The following is an 18628-nucleotide window of genomic DNA, read 5'->3' on the forward strand; positions in this document are numbered from 1 at the left end:
TATTTTAAAAATCTATATAATTAAATGCTCTTACATAGATTTCTCCTAGCTCCTTTTTCTTATCATAATTCTTAGTCTTTTTATCTATAATTTTTAGTATTTCTAAATTCCTATCCGTGCTGTTTTTTGCTTCAAAATAATCAAATATTTTGTTCATTGCATCTAGTATTAGCTCATTATTACCTATTAACAATGCTTTATCCAGTGTTTTATTAAAATAATAAAGCATTTTATCTTCATCAAAATGTATGTAAATGCAGAAAGCTTCATGAAAAACTATTGCTAATAATCTATTGTCAATATTATTAGTGTTAATAACTTGTATAGCCATATCAATATTAAATTTAGCTCTACCATAATCTTTTAATAAACAATAATGATATGCTAAGTCATTGTAACCAACTACTATACTTCTACTACATTTCATTTTCTTACTTAATTCTAAATATTCATGTAGTTTTATTTCAGTAAGTTTATAATCTCCGTTTTGCCTATGAAATTTACCTTCTAAAAGGGTAATATCATTAAGCTGACCTTCAGTAAACTGAAATTCTGATTTAAGCTTATTTATATAGTACAGCCCTTCTTTGCTCTTATTCAGTTTTTTACATGATAATGCTATGTTAAAATAGATTCTTTTTCTATACGTTTCGTCATTTATTTTATTCTTATTAATAATATCTAATATATATTCACCTAGATGTATTATACTCGAATTTTTGTTTAACATTATACATATTTTCATCTTAGTAAATATGATTCAATGTATTCTATCTTATTTTGCCCTATTGATGATAAATCTAACTTTTTTAATATATAAACTTCAGCCATATCATAACAGAAATTATTATAATAAAATTCAATAACAACTTCAAAAAAATCATACATTATGTCTTCTGGTATGTTATATAAATTAATTATCTTTTCAATATCATCAACTTTTAATTTAAACTGTTCCATTGATTCATTATCATATTTGCTTAGTTCTGCCATTCCATTTTTTATGATTCTTATAGCCTGTTCTTCTTCACTTAAAAGTAGTTCATCTGAAGTTATATGTGGTAAGGTATATGCTCTATCGTCTATTATTTTATTTAAGTTATCAGCAATAACCTCAGCTGCATTAATACTTAATGCAGCTTTCTTATTTTCAATTGCACTAATGAAATTTCGGCTTATGCTTTTGCTAGAAAGTTCTTTTTGTGCAGCATGTAGCATTATCCTTAGTTTTTTTACTTTTTCTCCTGGATGTAAAATTTCATTTTCAAAGTACATTGTAATTCTCCTCATTTTTCTGTAAGAAATCTAAAATTCAATATATAATTTAATACTTTTTAAAAATGTTCTTTTAACCCTTCTCTATAACCCGCATAATATTTACTACTTTCGCTTACTGCTAATTTTACATAAATTCATCTAGTTATATCTAATTTATTACATTCATTTAATATAATTCTATATTAAGGGACACAACCCTTTATTTTCAGAATCAATGAATAATTGTAAAACATCGAGTAGGAGCTGAATAATTATTTTATTCAGCGACCTCTCACACCACCGTGCGTACCGTTCGATACACGGCGGTTCAATAGAAATTAATGTAATAATGAATACACTTCAGATATAGAGATTAAACCTATTTCTTTGAGGTATTTGTTAGTTAAAACTTTGGATAGTATAGGGCTGTTGGATATTCTTCAATAGCCTTTTCTTGTGTCAGCATATTCCCACGCTTTGTTATTGGAGATTCATAATTTTATAAGATTATCGTGTTTTGTTTTAATCTTTTTCCATTGTTTCCAAAGACACATTCTTATCCTTGGCCTTAGCCATTCATCAAGTGTTTTAAGAATATTTCTCATATCGGCGATAACGAAATAGTTTATCCACCCCACTATTGCTTGTTTTAACTTTAGAAGCCTATATTCCATATTCATTGCATTACTTCTTGAAGTTAGCTCCTTAAGTTTTGCTCTAAATTTGTTTAGAGACTTCTCATGAACTCTTATTCTGTATTCATCTTTACTTCTGTAAAAAGAAAATCCTAGAAATTTAAGTTTCCAAGGTCTATCTACCCCAAAAGCATATGCCTTATATGTGATTTCTGTTCGTCAGACCAGAGGTTTGCCATCCGACTTCCTTCAGATTCCACTTCACAATGGACACCCTTGTCATTGACTATATGTTTCCCACTATTAGGGCACATTACGGTCTTTCACCGATTAGATTATGCCCATGCTGGGCGAACTTAAACAAAAACCGTACCTATTTAAGGTACGGTTTTCCGCAACACTAGTAAGTTGAGTTTTATTATAATATCGTAAATTTATTGTTAGGTATTTTTATTAAATTTTGTTGCCTTTTATCTTCATAAACTCTAAAATTCTTGTGCAATTCTCTTAGCTTCTCTTATTCCTTCCTCAATCTTTTCTTGAATATCTACACCAACAACGTCTAAACTTTCTATAGCAATAGTTTCTATTTCTTTAATTCCGAAGAACCCTAATATAGTCCTTAGATATTTATCTCCCATCTCATATGGAGCATTACCATATTCTCCACCTCTAGCTACTATGTGTACAGCTTTTTTATTATTTAAAAGTCCAGTTGGACCTTCTGCAGTATATTTAAAAGTTATTCCTGTTACACTTACATAGTCTATATAAGCTTTTAATATTGCAGGGATGCTTAAGTTCCACATTGGTGCTGCAATTATATATTTATCTGCTTCTGCAAATTGATATGCATATTTTAATATTGGATTATTCTTACTTTCCTCATCTTTAGGTTCAAATATTTTTCCTATATCCTCTGGTCTTAAAAAGTCTATATTTTCTTTATATAAGTCTAATATAATTACCTCATCTTTTGGATTGTTTTTTTTGTATTCTTCTACAAAGCTATCTGATACTTTAAAAGTTCTTGATTCTCCATCATTTTTGATGTTTGCTTTAATATATAATACCTTACTCATATCTCTTACTCCTTTACAATTTAGTATTTTTATGAACATTAATCTTCAGTGCTGTCAAATAAAATATGTTGCAAATATTCTACCTTTAAACTTCATATTATTCAAGGAAAGTTTATTTTTTAACATTTATCTAAATATCAAATTTTTTAAAAAGAAAGTTAATTTTGTTTAGTTATATGCATTATATTGGAACTAATATTATAATTATCTATATAAATAGGCTGCAATTTAGTACATACTTGTAATATTATGTTTGTGAATTACAATATATTAAGAGGTGATATACATGAAGAAGAAACTTATCATTATATCATTAATTGTAATCGCCCCAGTATTATTTATGATTAATGCATCATATATCAAATATGATGGAAAATTATATGTTGCAAATTCTGGAGGTGGAGAGGGTTATTTAGTTGGAGAACAATTAGGATCTGTTCGAAGCAGAGTACCTAATATAATTAAACCCTTTAAAAATAACCAATCAAACGGTTTCCCATATGGAACAGAAATTTATGCCTATGCAAATCCTTCACAAATACTTTTTAAATTCGATAATAAATATTATTTTTTACAAGATATTAATAGAGCAGAAAACTGGGGAAATGGAATTAAATTTAAAATTAAAAATAATAAAATAGTTTATTAGTAATATTGTAAAATAATTTTCTTATAAGAGCGAAACAAGGAAAGCCAAATGGCTTTCATTAAAAATTGATATATTTTCAATATTGTTCTAAAACATAGCCTTTTAAAAATAAATAATTTTAACTCTTAACTACTTTATATCTATTTAACTGAGAGATAAAAAAACCTAACCTTTCATATAACTACAAAGGTTAGGTTATAAATATAAACTACAATAAAAACATCGTAAAAATTGTAGTTATTAATAATCCTATAATAACAGGTTTCATATTTTTTCTTGCAAGTTCATATGGACTTACTCCACATACTACTGCATAGGGTATAATTGTCCAAGGTACTAATGCTCCTCCCCCTACCCATATGGCAGATACTTGACCTAATGCAGCTAATGTATCTATTCCATGTCCAAGGGATGTTCCTAAAAGCCTTGCAATTGCTCCTACAAGGCCTAAGCCTGAAAAGCCTGACCCATCTAATCCTGTTATTCCTCCTATAATTGCAGTAGTTAATGATGTTACTATACTATTCATAGGTACTAATTGCGCTAAGGCCATGCCTAAATCGCTTACGATTCCATCTGCACCTACTGAAGCAATTTCTCCAAACAAATATCTAAATCCACCTGTTCCCATATAAAAAAATGCTGCTATAGGAATTACTGGACCAAATACAGTAAATCCAAATTTAAATCCCTCAACTAAAAAATCTGGTATTTTATCAAGTCCTTTTTCTTTATAAGATATTAGAGAAATTATTATAATTAATGCTATTGATGTTCCACCAATTAAAGCCGTTGCCTCATTCCCTTGAAGTTTAAAAAAATAAAGAATTAAAATATCGATTATATATGCTATAACTATTATTGCTGCACTAATATTTTTCATTCTTTTACTCAAACTTACTTCTTCATATTCTTCATCAAAAATAACTTCTTCCACTTTTTCATTCATATCTAAGGAAATATTTTCTTTCTGCTCTTTTCTTATATAATAATAAGCTAATACTGTGGTAGTTACTCCCATTACAATTACGATAGGTATACTAGCAGAAAGAACTGCCTGCACAGATATACCTGCTGCTTCAGAAGTTAGTTTTGGAGCTCCTTGAATTACATAATCTCCTGATAATGAAAGACCACTACCAAAAATATTAAGACAGATTGCTACTGACATAGGAGTAAGTCCCGCTTTAATCATAACAGGAAGTACCACTACTCCAATTAAAGCAACTGCAGGGGAAGGCCAAAAAAACCAAGAAATTATCATAAAAAATATTCCTATTCCCCAGTAAGCCACAAAAGGTGTTTTTACAAATTTCTCAAAAGGTTTAACTATTACAGTATTAATTTTAGTAACTGTAAGTAACTTACTAAATCCACTGATTACAGAAATAATTAATATAGTTCCACCTAGTTGCCGATATGCATATAGAAAGCTATCAAATATAACTTTTATAGAATCAATTATAGAATTTGTAGCTGAAAAAGCTATTAGCACAATTCCAATAATACAAGCTAAAGAAATATTTTTCTTAAAACCTAAAGATAGTAATATTATTATTACCATCACCAAGTATATTATATGAACTATCCCTAATTGTATCTCCACATTTTCACCTCTTTTACATAATGTATACTGAAAACATAATTAATAAATATTACTAGTATATTTATTTCAGTCTCCTAAAAGTGCTTACTGTATAATATGTAAAAAGAAGCATTTGGTCTTAAAATATTATATTAAATAAGCCATCTCAAGAAAATAACAGGTCACTATGTTAGTCTATTTTGTATCATATTACTTTACCATATATAAAATAAACTATCATTTTTGACTTGCTATTTTCTTTCACATTTCTAAATAAGATACTATTATAATTTTTTATTATTTATTACTTTGATCTATTACATAGGCTATTAATGCTACAATTATTACTGCTATTATAATCTGGGGCAGGAAGACTAATATACCAGCCACTGCGCCTCCTATCATTCCAATTAACCCTATACCAACTGCTATAACTAATAATAATAACAATGCTATTAAAATTATGCTGCCTACAAATTTAAAAATAATAAATATTAAAGCAAATACCGCAAAAATTATTAATAACGTAAGGGCTGTAATCATAATTCTCACCTCCTAAATCTATTCAAATGAATAATTAGTTTTTTGTATATTTATTTTTCTTTATTAATTCTCTGAAAATATATTCTTATTTTTATATAACTATGTAATAACTTTCAATAAAGTTCTACACAAATAAGCCAGCAGTTTTTAATTATAAAGCTGCTGGCTTATTTATAGATATAGGTATCCAATATGAAATTTTAAAATATACTCTAAAAAATAGCTTAAATTCTTAAGTATTAAGGATTAACAATTAATAATGAAGAATTCAGGAAAAAATTCACTAGAGGTGAATTTCTTAAAATAAAATTTATTTTTAAAAAACTCCAAAGGCTTTAGCTGTGGAGTTTTAACCATAATTCTTCATTCTTAATTTTTAATTCATGGCAAAAATTTTATTATGGAAATTAAAATCATGCATAACTGAATTTTCATTTTGGAACTCTATATTTACTTATAAGCTAATCCTCCTTTTTCTGTCCGTAGATTTTGAATTTTTTAATCATTAAGTCCATCTCTTCTTTTTGTAATATAACTGGATCACCTATTGATTTAACACGACAATATATTTCTGAGCAATATTCTATTTCTTCTGTAATATTAAATGCATTTAACAAATCATTAGCTCCAGCTAATAATCCATGATTTGCTAATATAACTGCCTTTCTATCTTTCATAGCTTCAAGTGCATTTTCTGCTAATTCTTTTGTTCCATAGGTTGCGTATTTTGCACATCTTACATTATGTCCAGCTAAAGCTACTAAATAATGTACTGGTGGAAGATCCCAATTCAAACAAGCTAATGTAGTAGCGTACACTGTATGAGTATGAATTATTGCGTTTATATCTTCTCTATTTTCATAAAAAATCTTATGCATCTCATACTCACTTGAAGGCATACGATTACCATCCACTATTTCTCCTTTTAAATTCATAACAATTATATCTTCTGGTTTGGTTTTAAAGTAGTCTATTCCTGTAGGTGTAATTGCCATAAGCTTCTCTTCTCTATTAAATATGCTTATATTTCCACCAGTCCCCCTAGTTAATCTACTAGTAATTAACTTTTGTCCATATTCTACAAGTAACTGTCTTTCTTTCTCCATTAACATAATATATAACCCCCTTATATTATAAATTTTACCTAACGCTTATCTTATATTCTTTATAATATCTTTTGCATTCTCAATACCTGCTAATATTCTAACTAATCTATTATTAATCTTTTAATCAATTCATTATTCTAAAATTTTTTAAAGAGCCTATTTATCTTATTTGTTATTTTATATTGGATAATATTTAATGCATAATAAGCAAATTTATTTTATATTATAAAAATTTACATATCTATATTTAAAATATATAATTATTACGCTGGCAAGATTATAGTTATAAATAAAAAAACTAGCAATACACTACTAGTTTTTTTATTTATTATATAAGTCGATATTGTAAATTATTAAACTTTAAATATTAAATTAGAATTTACTATTTATCTTTTGATATATACCAATAAGCTAAAGCTACAAACACAATACCTCCTACCATATTTCCTATAGTTACCATTAATAAGTTATATCCATATCCACTAATTGTTATTGATGCTGGATGAGGTATTAATAATCCTATTGCAAGTAATGACATATTTGCTACACTATGTTCAAAACCAGATGTTATAAATACAAATAAACACCAAAATATCATTATTAACTTTGAAGTTTCTTCCTTTAATCTAAAAGAACACCATATAGCAAGGCAAACTAATATATTACATAAAATACCCCTTATAAATAATTCTAGTGCAGGTGCTGCAATTTTAGCAGCGGAAGTCTTAACTATAAATTCTGCAACTGGTCCAGTAGCAAGTCCACTATAAGCATATAAAATAGCAATTAATACTGAGCCTATTAAATTTCCTAAAAAGCAAAAAATCCAAACTTTAACTGCTTCTCCTAAAGATACTTTTTTCTCTAAGCTACCTATGGTCATAACCATATTGTTTCCAGTAAAAAGATCTGATCCTGCCATAACTACTAAGCTTAATGCTACGCCAAAGCTAATACCCATAATTATCTTTGTATAGGGTGAATTGGCAGCATTTAAAACGCCTCCAATAGTAAAGATTAAAATTACTCCTAATCCAACAAAAATTCCAGCTAAAGTAGAACTAACTAAATATCTCCCCTTACTTTTCTTTAATAAATTACTTTTACTTAAAGCCGCATTACTTATTTTTTCTATTACATCCATAAACATATAATAATCCTCCTTAAGTTATCGTTAATATAATAACAATATTCCTTTAAAATGTATGTGATTATTATCACATATTCTTTGAATTTTGTTATTTTTATTAATAGTATGAATATTATGTATTTTAAGTTACACATACATAATGCTTATATCAAGTCTAAAATTCATATATGTGAAAATAATTAATGTTTTTTTAAAGTTACAAGATAATTTCTTATAAAAAACTAGCAGCTGTAGTATCTCTTCAGTATTAGTTTCCACCCCTGGGATATATAACAGATTAAAAGAATCTTAGATAAATTAAAGTACATGAGCAAACTTAATATATAAACTAAACTCTAAAATATACCCCTGAGGATGCAGTATGGCGCCACACAACATCTATGTTATCAAACAATTCTTTAGTTATATTGCATATTTTCATTAATACTGATTCAAGCTTTCGGTCTTGCTCCGAATTTTACTGCATCTTAGAGGACTCTTATACAATTGAGAATTAACAATTGAGAATGAAGAATTATTGATACTTCTTCTTTATAAAAGAAGTTTTAAATTAATTTATTTTTAAGTGATACAGCCATTTCTTATAAAGAACTAATAATACATTGGTGAAAAATAATGTATAGAAATTAATAGTCAATTTTTCTGTAAATAAAAAAAACATCTAAAATCCTTAGATGTTTTTTTCTCTAACTTTGCATCTTTTTATAGCATTTCTAAATAATATATTTCTCCATAATATCCTTCACACTATAAGCAAAATCTTTTGATGCACCCCAGTCAAATTTTAAAAATAATCCTTCTGAACTTCCTGTAGAAATAGATTTTACAACAGTATCCCCTTTTAAATTATCTATAAGTACTACAAGCGCCACTCTATTGCTTACTCTAAAAAAATATTTTTCAAAAATTAAAACCCCTGTAGCTTTTTCATGATCTAAACTATTAAATTCACTATAAACTAAATCAGCATTCACTAGATCTTGTATAATATCAAAAGCTTCTCTAGGTGATAACCTAACTTTAAAATTACAGCTTCCCATAGCCTCTCCTTTTCCCTATATAAAATTTAATATTTTGTTAAAATATTTTGTATATATTTTTATTTTAAAATTGCTTCTTGCTATTATATTATTAAGAATTACTACTAAAAATACTTGATTATACACTAGTTTTTGGAGTAACATAATCTAAATTTTAACTATCTTCTCTCTTTCTATCAAAACAGATAAGTGAAATTCAGCTTAAATATATATAAAAATAACAAAGATAATATCATTTTTTTAATAAATTATTCTTAATGAATTTTATATCATTGTATATAATTTTACAATTTAATTTTCTAGGAAATAATTTTAATTAATTATTTAAACATAATCTTATTATGAATTGATCATAAAGTTCATATAATTCTTCTCTAGAAATATTTCCATCATAAGAAAGCCTAATTAATTCTTTTCTCTTTTTAGTTAACTCTAAAGCTTCTTTATCTTCATAATTAAGTTTATCTATAAGCGGCTTTATTTCTTTAGCAAAACTGTTTCCTATAATCATATTAATCCCTTCGTAGTATTGTATTAATGTATCTTTTCTTTCTTTTAAAGAACCAAATTCCTTATCATAGCCATCTATTTTCTCTTGGGATATTTTTTTATAGCTTTCAATTGCCGCCTTAGCTTCATCAGTTGCATTTTCTAAAAGAATGACTTTCTCTTCACTCTTTTCTTTATTATTACCTTTTTCCCCTCTAAGCTTTTCTACTCTCTCCATTAAAGCCATAAAAGTAGTGTTAGGGTATGAATAGCTTTTATTATCATAATGAAGATAAATATTTTCTGGATTTCTATATATTATGAGAGTGCAATTTTGTGAATCTTTTTCATAAAGCTCAAGTGAAATTCCTTCTTTACCTTCTACAAAGTCTTTACTTATTTCTTCTAAGGTTATGATAATCTTATTAGATTTTTCTATTATCTCTATTCCTTTTTCTCCCCAAATAAGTTTTATCCCATTTTTAAAATTTATTACATAATTATCACTGCTTATATTTTTATTATTCCTAAATATACTTTTTAAAAATCCCATTATAACACTCTCCTTAATAAGCAATATAAAAAACAATGCACAATTCACAGTTGTGGATGAAATTATTTTTGATAAAAATAATTTCTTTAATGGATTTTTAACTAGCAATGCAATTGCTAGTTATTCTGCGTCGAACACTGTTCGCCGCTACAATTAATTAATTTAAAATTTCTCAGTTTTTACTGAGAAATATCCATAATTGTGAATTTTGCATTGTGCATTGTGAATTAAATTATTTCTTTCTTCTCTTGATTTTTTCCATTCTTTTTATTCTCTTTTTTCTTTTTCTTACGTTCATTAATACACGAATAACTAATATAACAATAATTAATATAAATATATATGTTAATAAATTTGCTTTAATTATGCTCCATAATGTTATGGTAGTGGTTATTTCTGAGGATTTTGAAGCATCCCTTGTCTTTAATGTAACTGTTCCAAAATTCTCTTCTGATTTTCTCTTAAATATATCTCCTGTAATATCAAATTCTATTTTTGCTTCTTTATTATTTGGTTCATTATTATAGTAAGTTAAGTCTTTAGAAATTATTATTGGCGCTTCTATAGTTTTTTTAGGACCAAAATATTTAAATAATTTGTATTCTACAGGCAAAGTTTCAATTACATTTTCTGCCTTTAACTCAACTTCTTTATTAACATTATTTTTATACTTATATATTGTAGGTAGTACATCATAGCTATAATCTATTATTTTTTTCATATCCTCAAAAACTACAGTATCAGCATCATTTAACTTAGAGTTTAAAACTACTCCTATAATTTTTCTTCCATCTCTTTCAAAAACAGTAAGAAGACATCTTCCTGCCTTATCTGTATATCCAGTTTTTCCTCCTATACAGCTTTTATCATAAAATTCACTATCTTCCCTTACAAATTTATTAGTATTCTTTATGGTAAAAGGTGCTCTTTCCCCTATAGCTAGTTCTGTACTAGATGTTTTCACTACTTCTAAAAACTCTTCAATAGTAAAAGCTTTTCTAGCAAGTTTTGTAAGATCATAAGCTGTACTTTTATGCTTATCAGTATAATCATCTAAACCATTAGGAGTTATAAAATTAGTATTATTCATACCTAGTTCTTTTGCTCTTTTATTCATCATTTTCACAAAAGCTTTTCCGCCATCATCCTTATTAGGTATATTAGTAGCTAATGCGGTAGTCATATCATTTGCTGAAACTATCATCATACTTTTTAAAATATCAGATGCTAATATTTCTGCACCAACGTTTACATATGTATAAACTCCATTAATAGCTGTAGGTTCTTGTTCAGCTGCCTCTTGAGTGAAAATCAATTTTTCATCCATATTTACATTTTCACAAAGAAGCAACGAACTCATAATCTTCGTAATAGAAGCTGGAAAGGTTGTATTATCACCTTCTTTATAATAAATAATTTCTCCACTATCAAAATCTACAGTAATAGCATATTGGCCAACAATTTCTGGCTTTTCCAATGCAAAAACATTATAAGTGCTACTAAATATAATGATAATAACCATTAGCAAAGTCATAAATTTCTTTCTCATATATACACCTTCCTTTAAGAGATATAAAAAATTAACCAAGTAAAAATTTTACTTATGTTTTATGTAACATAAGAATATAGATTTCTTTATTTTCGCCATTGAGTTTTAATGAAATAATATAACATAATTTACATACCAACTGGTTATCTTTTGAATATGTTTTGTATTATATTTAATTTATTTTTAGCTAAGAAACTTTCCAAAGAAAATTTTACTTTATTTAATCATAACATTAGTTACAATTTAGTAAATTACTTTTATAGAAAATTATAATAATAAAGAACTGGAGAAAAGTCTCTAGTTCTTTATTATTATAATTAATAATTTTATACTAAGATTATAAAGTACACTATTTTTCTAATAGAAAAATAGTCTTGTAATTATTGAATAGCTATTTTATTTTGGATATAAAAAACAAGTCTGCTACAAATAGCCCCTTTAATATTGATTGTTTTATTATAAATATAAATAGCTTATATTTATTTATTAGTTTTTAAAGCTTCTCATATTTCAAATACTTTAAGTATTTCATATGCACTAATCAAAGTTTACAATAATACCAAGGTATAAATTATACATATTTGTGCTGGTACATAAGTTAACCATACCCAAACTGATTGATTTTTAGGGCCTTTTTCTTTTATCTCTGATAGTCCTATTAAAAAATCTGAAAGAATAAAAAGTAGTGCTCCTATAGTAGTCATCCACCATGCCCCACCTACAGTTATAGATATATTTATTGCAAAGCTTGCCATAGTACAAATAACTAATGCATATACTAATGCTATTACATTTAGCGTTAAACTCTTGGTAGAATTAAATACAAATATTCTCCAAAGAATTATACAAAATATATACATTCCAATTAAGATAAAAACTAGATAATTCAAATTTTCCTTATAGGCAGCTATGGCTTTAAGGTATGCTAAAATATAAAAAATATGGGCAAATAAAAAAAATGCCATACCTTCAATTAACCTATTTTTTAATTTTATTATACTAGCCATAATCATATCTCCTATAGCAGAGAAACACATTCCTAATAAAAGTAGTAACGAATAGTTTCTTAATACTCCTGCGTTATTTCTCCATAATAAAAATGCCACAACTATCATAGAAAAACTAAAACACATTTTTATTACTAAATTAAGTTCTCCATCTTCTTTCTCTATTTTATTCATTTTCCTCAACACATAAATTCCATCTAGGATTATCATAAGTAGCTGTAAAATTGAAATAATAATTAAAAAACCTCTCACTTTTACCCTCCATGCCATATTTATAGAAATTTACAGTGCTATATTAAGTTAAAAATTTATTTAAAGTAGAATTTAAATAGTGAAAATAAAGAGCTATAAGAGTTTTGTAGCAAAACTTGAAATAATGCAAATTTAACAATTATGGTTGAAACTAATTATTATAAATTAGTTTAAAAATTCTCATGCTTTGCTGAGAATTCACCAAAATTGTCCATTGTCAATAGTCAATTCTCAATTTCATATTAATGTAAACTTAAACAATTTAATAATGCAATTCTATAAATACATAAATTATATTTAAAAGTAATGCATCTATATATTATTATATCAAATCAAAGTAAAAAGATGGTAACAAATTCATTAAGTTACCATCTTTTAAAAAACTTTTTATCTAACTTATATATTATTTTCTGCATTATTAGTTACACATGCCATTTCATTAGATTTTTTATTAAATACTTTTATAAACCTTTTTTTCGCTCTTCTAACATGTTCTCTAGCATATTCTTCTGCTTTTTTGTCATCACCGACTTCTATGGCTTTAATAATAGTTTTATATTCTTCTACAGCTTCTTTTTGAAGTTCTTCATCATATAGTGTAAGCAATCTAAATCTTCTAAGGTGATCATGTAATTCCTTCATATCTTGAGTAAGAATTTTATTTTGACTTTGAACTATCATCATATCATTCCACTGATTGTTCATTTCGAATAATTCTTCACGTCTATGAATTCCAATACATTCTTCCATATTACTAATAATTTCTTTTAAGGTATTTATATTTTTTCTTGAAATATTATTACAAGTAAGCCTTGCTGCTAATCCTTCTAAAACTTCTCTAATATCATACATCTCAAGGGCGTCTTCCATAGATATACCATTTACAACAGTTCCTTTTCTAGGGGCATTAGTTGCCAATCCTTCAAGCTCAAGCTGTCTTAATGCTTCTCTAACTGGGGTTCTACTTATGCCCATAGCCTCTGCAATCGTAGTTTCTACTAATCTATCTCCAGGTTTTAATTTATTGTTAAATATAGCTTTTCTTAAATTATCTAAAACTATCTCTCTTATAGGTCTTTCATCTTTTCCATCTATCTTATCTAAGAATTCTTCCAAAGTTATCACCTCCATATGCAATTATATATTATAAAAAGCGAGAAGAAAACCATCCCCCCGCTTATTTATTAATAATAAACTATCTTTTTACTTTCCTTATTACATCCATTACTGTTCCATCTCTATACTCTATTACACCTACAACTTCATCTTCAAAGTCTATTTTATCTGGTTTTCCTGTAAAACTTTCAGCAATTAATTTTAGCTCTTCAATAGACATTAAAGGTAGTTTTGTATCTTTGAGTGCTTCTATTAAATCAGCTCTCTCTGGATTAACAGCTATTCCTCTTTCAGTTACAACTACATCTATGTTTTCACCTGGAGTAACTACAGTAGTAACATCATCTACAATTATAGGGATTCTCTTTCTAATAAGTGGTGCTACTGCAACGGTCAATTTAGCCCCTGCCGCTGTATCAGGATGTCCTCCCTGTGCTCCCATTATTATTCCTGTGGAACCAGTCATAACATTTACATTAAATTTTGTATCTATTTCTGTTGCTGATAACATCATTATATCAAGTTGATGAGCAATACATCCTTTATTGTGAGGATTTGCATACATAGAAGCAGACATTTCAATATGATTTGGATTTTTCTTCATTGAAGCTGCAGCTGCTGCATCAAAGGTTTGCGTATCAAGCAATGCCTTAAATAAGCCCTCTTCTAATAATTCTACAAGTGTTGAAGTTATTCCACCTGAAGCGAAAGAACCCACTATATTATTTTCTAACATATAGTCTCTTAAATTTCTAGCAACTGCAAGAGATGCGCCGCCACTTCCAGCTTGGAATGAAAAACCTTCTTTAACTAATCCTGAAGCTATTAAAACTTCTGCTGCATACTCAGCTATTAAAAGTTCCGTAGGACTTTTTGTAACTCTAGTTGCACCAGTAGCAATTTTTGAAGGATCTCCTATCTCATCTACTACCACTACATAATCTACTAATGTTTGATCTATGCTAGCAGGATATAATGGGTAATCCACTAAATTGTCAGTAATAGCAATAACTTTATCTGCATGTTTGGCGTCTACCATTGGGTACCCCATAGAACCAAAAGCAGATTTTCCATCTCTTCCATTCATATTTCCCATAGGGTCACAAGCAGGAGCTGCTATAAAGGCTACATCAATTTTAACCTCTCCTGATTCAATAGCTCTAGCTCTTCCACCGTGGGTTCTGAATATTACTGGCTTTCCTAATATATTATTTAATGACACCTCTTGACCTAGCTTTCCTCTAAGCCCACTAGTTTGAAGTCCTGTAACTACTCCATTGTTTATATGATCAAGCAATGGCTCATGTGCTCCTGTCAATGAAGATGCACATATAGTTATATCTTTTATTCCAAGACTAGCAATTTCATCCATAACCATATTTAATATATAGTCACCATTTCTTAAATGATGATGAAAAGATATAGTCATGCCATCTTTAACTCCAGCTTTAATTATTGCTTCCTTTATGCTTGGTAGTATTTTTTCTACTCCTGGAATAGAAAGTGATTTCATAGGTGCATATTTTCTTCCTTCTATTCCCATTTCAAAAGTTCCTCTATAAGGTTTTACTTCTCCATATCCTTCTATATATTTAGGTAATTGTCTTCCAACAGCGTTAACTATTTGTTCCATTGTTCTACCCCCTTATATAATTCCTGCGCCTTTTGCTAATGAAACTACTCTTTCCGCCTTTTGAATTACAGGAACATCAACCATCTTTCCATCTACAGTAATTACTCCAATTCCCTTTTCTTCAGCTTCTTTAGCTGCATTAATAATAATCATTGCTTTCTCAACTTCTTCTTTAGTTGGTGTAAAGATTTTATGAACTTGTTTTACCTGTGATGGATGTATGCAAGATTTTCCTGAAAAGCCTAATCCTTTTGCATCTTTAGCTTCTTCTATAAAGCCTTCCATATCACCTAAATTTGCATAAACTGTGTCAATAGAATCTACACCTGCAACACTAGCAGCTAAAACTATTTGGCATCTTGCAAAGAAAAGCTCTCTAGCGGCTTTAGTTCTATCAACACCTAAAGTTCTTGTAAAATCCTCTGCTCCAATAGATATAGCTACAACTCTCTTACTAGCCTGTGCTATTTCAAGAGCATTTAATACTCCCTTTGGAGTTTCAATAGCAGCTTGTATCTTTATTGATCCTTTTTCTAAATTATTTTCATCTTCTAACTTAGTAAGTAATTCATCCAGTTCTATGATATTTTCTTTGGATTCACTCATAGGAAGTCTTATATTTTTTAATCCAGCCTTAACCAGCTCTTCAACATCTTTTTTACCAAACTCAGTATACAATGGATTTACTCTAGCAAAAACTTCGCTTTTACTATAATCTATAGTTTTTAAAGCTTCACATAATAAATCCCTTGCACTATCCTTCTCGTTATAAGCTACTGCATCTTCCAAATCGAAGACTATACAATCAGCTCCATATATAGGGGCATTCACTAACATTTTAGGATCACTTGCAGGGCAAAATAACATGCTTCTTCTTAATTTCTTATTCATTTTTATTCCCCCTAGCTCTTTTAACTGCTGTTTTTACTCTTGCTTTTATAACAAAATCTAATGCTCCAAAGTCTTCAACTTCAACCTTAGCATTTTCAACATTTAATTCACTTAATGCTTCTCTTACAGCAATCTCCATATGTCTTCCAAAAATCTTTTTAATTTTACTTTTTATATCAATAATTATCCCTTCTACCTCATCTAATTGAACTTTTACCAAAACGTCATCTGATTTTTCATTTCCAGCTATACCTATCATAATAAAACCTACCATCCTTTCCCTCTACTATAATTTATATTATGATTAAAGATTAAAGGTATAAGAGATTACTTATACCTTTAAAATGCTTTATCTATGCAAATAAGCCAAATACTACGCTTGCAATAACAAGCATTATTCCTCCACCAATTCTTGATGAAATTTGAGCAAAAGATATAAGTTCCATTCTCTTAGCAGCACCTAGAACTGCTAAGTCACCTGAACCACCTCTATTAGCCATACATAAACCTGCTGTTATAGCTGTTTCTATTGGATAGAATCCTACTAATATTCCAAGTAAAGCTGAACCTACAACTGCTCCTATAACTATAAATCCGGCAATTATTAGATTTGAAAGAGTCAATGCTGCAATTATTTCTCCAAGGTCAGTATACGCTACTCCAACGCCTATCATAATAACCCATAAAAATTTTGATGCAAAGAAACTTTGAAGAGTTTTAGCACCTTGTTTTAATTCTTCAGGTATTAAGTTAAATATATTAAATATTGAGACGAATAAAACCATATAGGCAAATGTATGAATTTGAACTCCACCAATAGATGGAAGTATTTTTTTAGACATTAACGTTCCTAATATATAAAAACCTGTTGAAAGAACTAATCCTGCAGCAATCTCTTTATGTGTAATTTTAAAGTCTGACTTTTGTTCTTCTGCAGAAAAATTCTTAGTTTTTATTAGATTACCATTTCCAGTTAATGCTGGTTTTTTATCTCCTAATTTACTTAAAAGAGCACCCATAAATATTGAGATAATATTTGCAATTGTTAGTATTGGAAAAGCAAAAGATAAAAATTCTTTTGGATCTCCTCCTGTAACAGATTTATATATCTCTGACATAGGTATTGCACCTGCACCAGTTCCACCACCCATTATAGGTAAAACATACTTCATTGCAACCTCCATTGGTGAAACTCCTGTTATAAGTCCTCCTATAGCTCCAAATATAAATGCTCCTAATATACCTGCTAATATTGCTGGTATATAACCTGTAAGAGCTTTAACTAATAATTTTCTATTAACAGCAAGTATACTTCCTGTAATTAATACTGATATAAATAAGTTCAAGAAGTCTGCATCATCCATAAAGAATTTGATACTTTCAATAGTTGATTCTGGCATAATTCCTTTATAAACTAAGTAAGCTGAACCTAAAAAAGCAAGTATTGCTCCTCCACCAACATACTCTTTCCATATAGGAATTCTATCTCCAACTTCACCAAATATTATTCCTAAAATAAACATTACTGCAAAAGCTCCTGTTATTTCTTTAGGGATAATATCGTACATTGATGCCGCAATTACTATTATTGCAAATATTGCAAATAAATATAGAGGCATTCCAAATACTTTAAAATGTTGTTTTCCATTAATAGTATTATTAATTTTTTCCTCACTTTTCATAGTTTAACCCCCTATAAAATAATATCCTAACCTTTTGTATACATTTTCACTATATTGTATACAATTCTTATGTATACAATATATCACTTGTATACAATTTGACAATAGCTTTATATGAATTTTTTCATAATTTTCTATTTTTCATTAAATGATTTATTTTTGTTAGATATTTTATTTAGTAAGAGAAATAAGATTAAATCACAATTTGATATTGAATTTTAACTTATAAACAGTTTTTTATATTTTAAATTTAAATAAAATTTCATTGTAATTTTAAAACTAATTTAAAGGTTTATTAATTTCTTCTAAATAGATTTCCCTGAAAAATAAAAATTATTTAATAAATAAATGCTGTTTTCTAGAGGTTGTAAATTATCAATATACTATTAGTAAAAAATATAAAAAATAA

Annotated in this window: 18 protein-coding genes; 1 reads left to right on the forward strand and 17 read right to left on the reverse strand. The window is 27.9% G+C overall.

Annotation, left to right across the window (positions count from 1 at the left end; all coding sequences use genetic code 11):
• Positions 1-4: 4 nt before the first annotated feature.
• From ACY1IQ_RS10670 to ACY1IQ_RS10685, 4 genes are all read right to left on the reverse strand, one after another.
• Positions 5-745, reverse strand: coding sequence for a hypothetical protein (locus ACY1IQ_RS10670; RefSeq protein ID WP_461613902.1), 741 nt, complete (start codon positions 743-745; stop codon positions 5-7).
• Entirely contained in the window at positions 742-1275 is a 534-nt protein-coding gene (locus ACY1IQ_RS10675; protein ID WP_461613903.1) for a helix-turn-helix domain-containing protein, read from the reverse strand. The genes ACY1IQ_RS10670 and ACY1IQ_RS10675 overlap by 4 nt, the downstream gene beginning before the upstream one ends.
• 473 nt (positions 1276-1748) lie before the next feature.
• Positions 1749-2102: a group II intron maturase-specific domain-containing protein gene (locus ACY1IQ_RS10680; RefSeq protein ID WP_461614012.1), complete on the reverse strand. Its 354-nt coding sequence runs from the start codon at positions 2100-2102 to the stop codon at positions 1749-1751.
• 275 nt (positions 2103-2377) lie between these two features.
• Positions 2378-2974 (reverse strand): FMN-dependent NADH-azoreductase, encoded by a 597-nt coding sequence (locus ACY1IQ_RS10685; protein ID WP_461613904.1) that lies wholly within the window; start codon positions 2972-2974, stop codon positions 2378-2380.
• A gap of 286 nt (positions 2975-3260) precedes the next feature.
• On the opposite strand from ACY1IQ_RS10685, the gene ACY1IQ_RS10690 reads away from it, so the two are divergent.
• Positions 3261-3623 (forward strand): hypothetical protein, encoded by a 363-nt coding sequence (locus ACY1IQ_RS10690; protein WP_461613905.1) that lies wholly within the window; start codon positions 3261-3263, stop codon positions 3621-3623.
• A gap of 208 nt (positions 3624-3831) precedes the next feature.
• On the opposite strand, the gene ACY1IQ_RS10695 is transcribed toward ACY1IQ_RS10690, so the two are convergent.
• The 13 genes from ACY1IQ_RS10695 to citS all read right to left on the reverse strand — a co-directional run bounded on the left by ACY1IQ_RS10695 (position 3832) and on the right by citS (position 18219).
• Complete coding sequence (locus tag ACY1IQ_RS10695; RefSeq protein WP_461613906.1) at positions 3832-5229, reverse strand: hypothetical protein; 1398 nt, start codon at positions 5227-5229, stop codon at positions 3832-3834.
• 276 nt (positions 5230-5505) lie between these two features.
• A complete protein-coding gene (locus ACY1IQ_RS10700) occupies positions 5506-5751 on the reverse strand; it encodes a hypothetical protein (RefSeq protein WP_461613907.1) in 246 nt (81 codons plus the stop codon).
• 461 nt (positions 5752-6212) lie between these two features.
• Complete coding sequence (locus ACY1IQ_RS10705; protein WP_461613908.1) at positions 6213-6863, reverse strand: L-fuculose-phosphate aldolase; 651 nt, start codon at positions 6861-6863, stop codon at positions 6213-6215.
• A gap of 376 nt (positions 6864-7239) precedes the next feature.
• Positions 7240-8007, reverse strand: a complete 768-nt coding sequence (locus tag ACY1IQ_RS10710) for a formate/nitrite transporter family protein (protein WP_461613909.1) — start codon at positions 8005-8007, stop codon at positions 7240-7242.
• Positions 8008-8720: 713 nt separating this feature from the next.
• A complete protein-coding gene (locus ACY1IQ_RS10715) occupies positions 8721-9047 on the reverse strand; it encodes a DUF6054 family protein (protein ID WP_461613910.1) in 327 nt (108 codons plus the stop codon).
• A 316-nt stretch (positions 9048-9363) separates the two neighbouring features.
• Positions 9364-10089: a hypothetical protein gene (locus ACY1IQ_RS10720; RefSeq protein WP_461613911.1), complete on the reverse strand. Its 726-nt coding sequence runs from the start codon at positions 10087-10089 to the stop codon at positions 9364-9366.
• A gap of 232 nt (positions 10090-10321) precedes the next feature.
• Positions 10322-11638: a D-alanyl-D-alanine carboxypeptidase family protein gene (locus ACY1IQ_RS10725; protein ID WP_461613912.1), complete on the reverse strand. Its 1317-nt coding sequence runs from the start codon at positions 11636-11638 to the stop codon at positions 10322-10324.
• A 548-nt stretch (positions 11639-12186) separates the two neighbouring features.
• Positions 12187-12897, reverse strand: a complete 711-nt coding sequence (locus tag ACY1IQ_RS10730; RefSeq protein ID WP_461613913.1) for a lysoplasmalogenase — start codon at positions 12895-12897, stop codon at positions 12187-12189.
• A 396-nt stretch (positions 12898-13293) separates the two neighbouring features.
• Positions 13294-14013: a GntR family transcriptional regulator gene (locus tag ACY1IQ_RS10735; RefSeq protein WP_461613914.1), complete on the reverse strand. Its 720-nt coding sequence runs from the start codon at positions 14011-14013 to the stop codon at positions 13294-13296.
• A gap of 79 nt (positions 14014-14092) precedes the next feature.
• Positions 14093-15646 (reverse strand): citrate lyase subunit alpha, encoded by a 1554-nt coding sequence (gene citF, locus ACY1IQ_RS10740; RefSeq protein WP_461613915.1) that lies wholly within the window; start codon positions 15644-15646, stop codon positions 14093-14095.
• Between the two features lie 12 nt (positions 15647-15658).
• The gene (locus ACY1IQ_RS10745) at positions 15659-16537 is read right to left on the reverse strand and encodes an HpcH/HpaI aldolase/citrate lyase family protein (RefSeq protein ID WP_461613916.1); all 879 of its coding nucleotides are present in this window, start codon (positions 16535-16537) and stop codon (positions 15659-15661) included.
• Positions 16530-16811: a citrate lyase acyl carrier protein gene (citD, locus tag ACY1IQ_RS10750; RefSeq protein ID WP_461613917.1), complete on the reverse strand. Its 282-nt coding sequence runs from the start codon at positions 16809-16811 to the stop codon at positions 16530-16532. Before citD ends, ACY1IQ_RS10745 begins: the two co-directional genes overlap by 8 nt.
• 79 nt (positions 16812-16890) lie before the next feature.
• Positions 16891-18219 carry a citrate/sodium symporter CitS gene (citS, locus tag ACY1IQ_RS10755; protein ID WP_461613918.1) on the reverse strand — a complete coding sequence of 443 codons (1329 nt, stop codon included), beginning with the start codon at positions 18217-18219 and terminating at the stop codon, positions 16891-16893.
• Positions 18220-18628: the final 409 nt, after the last annotated feature.

This window comes from Clostridium sp. Marseille-QA1073, from assembly GCF_054863625.1.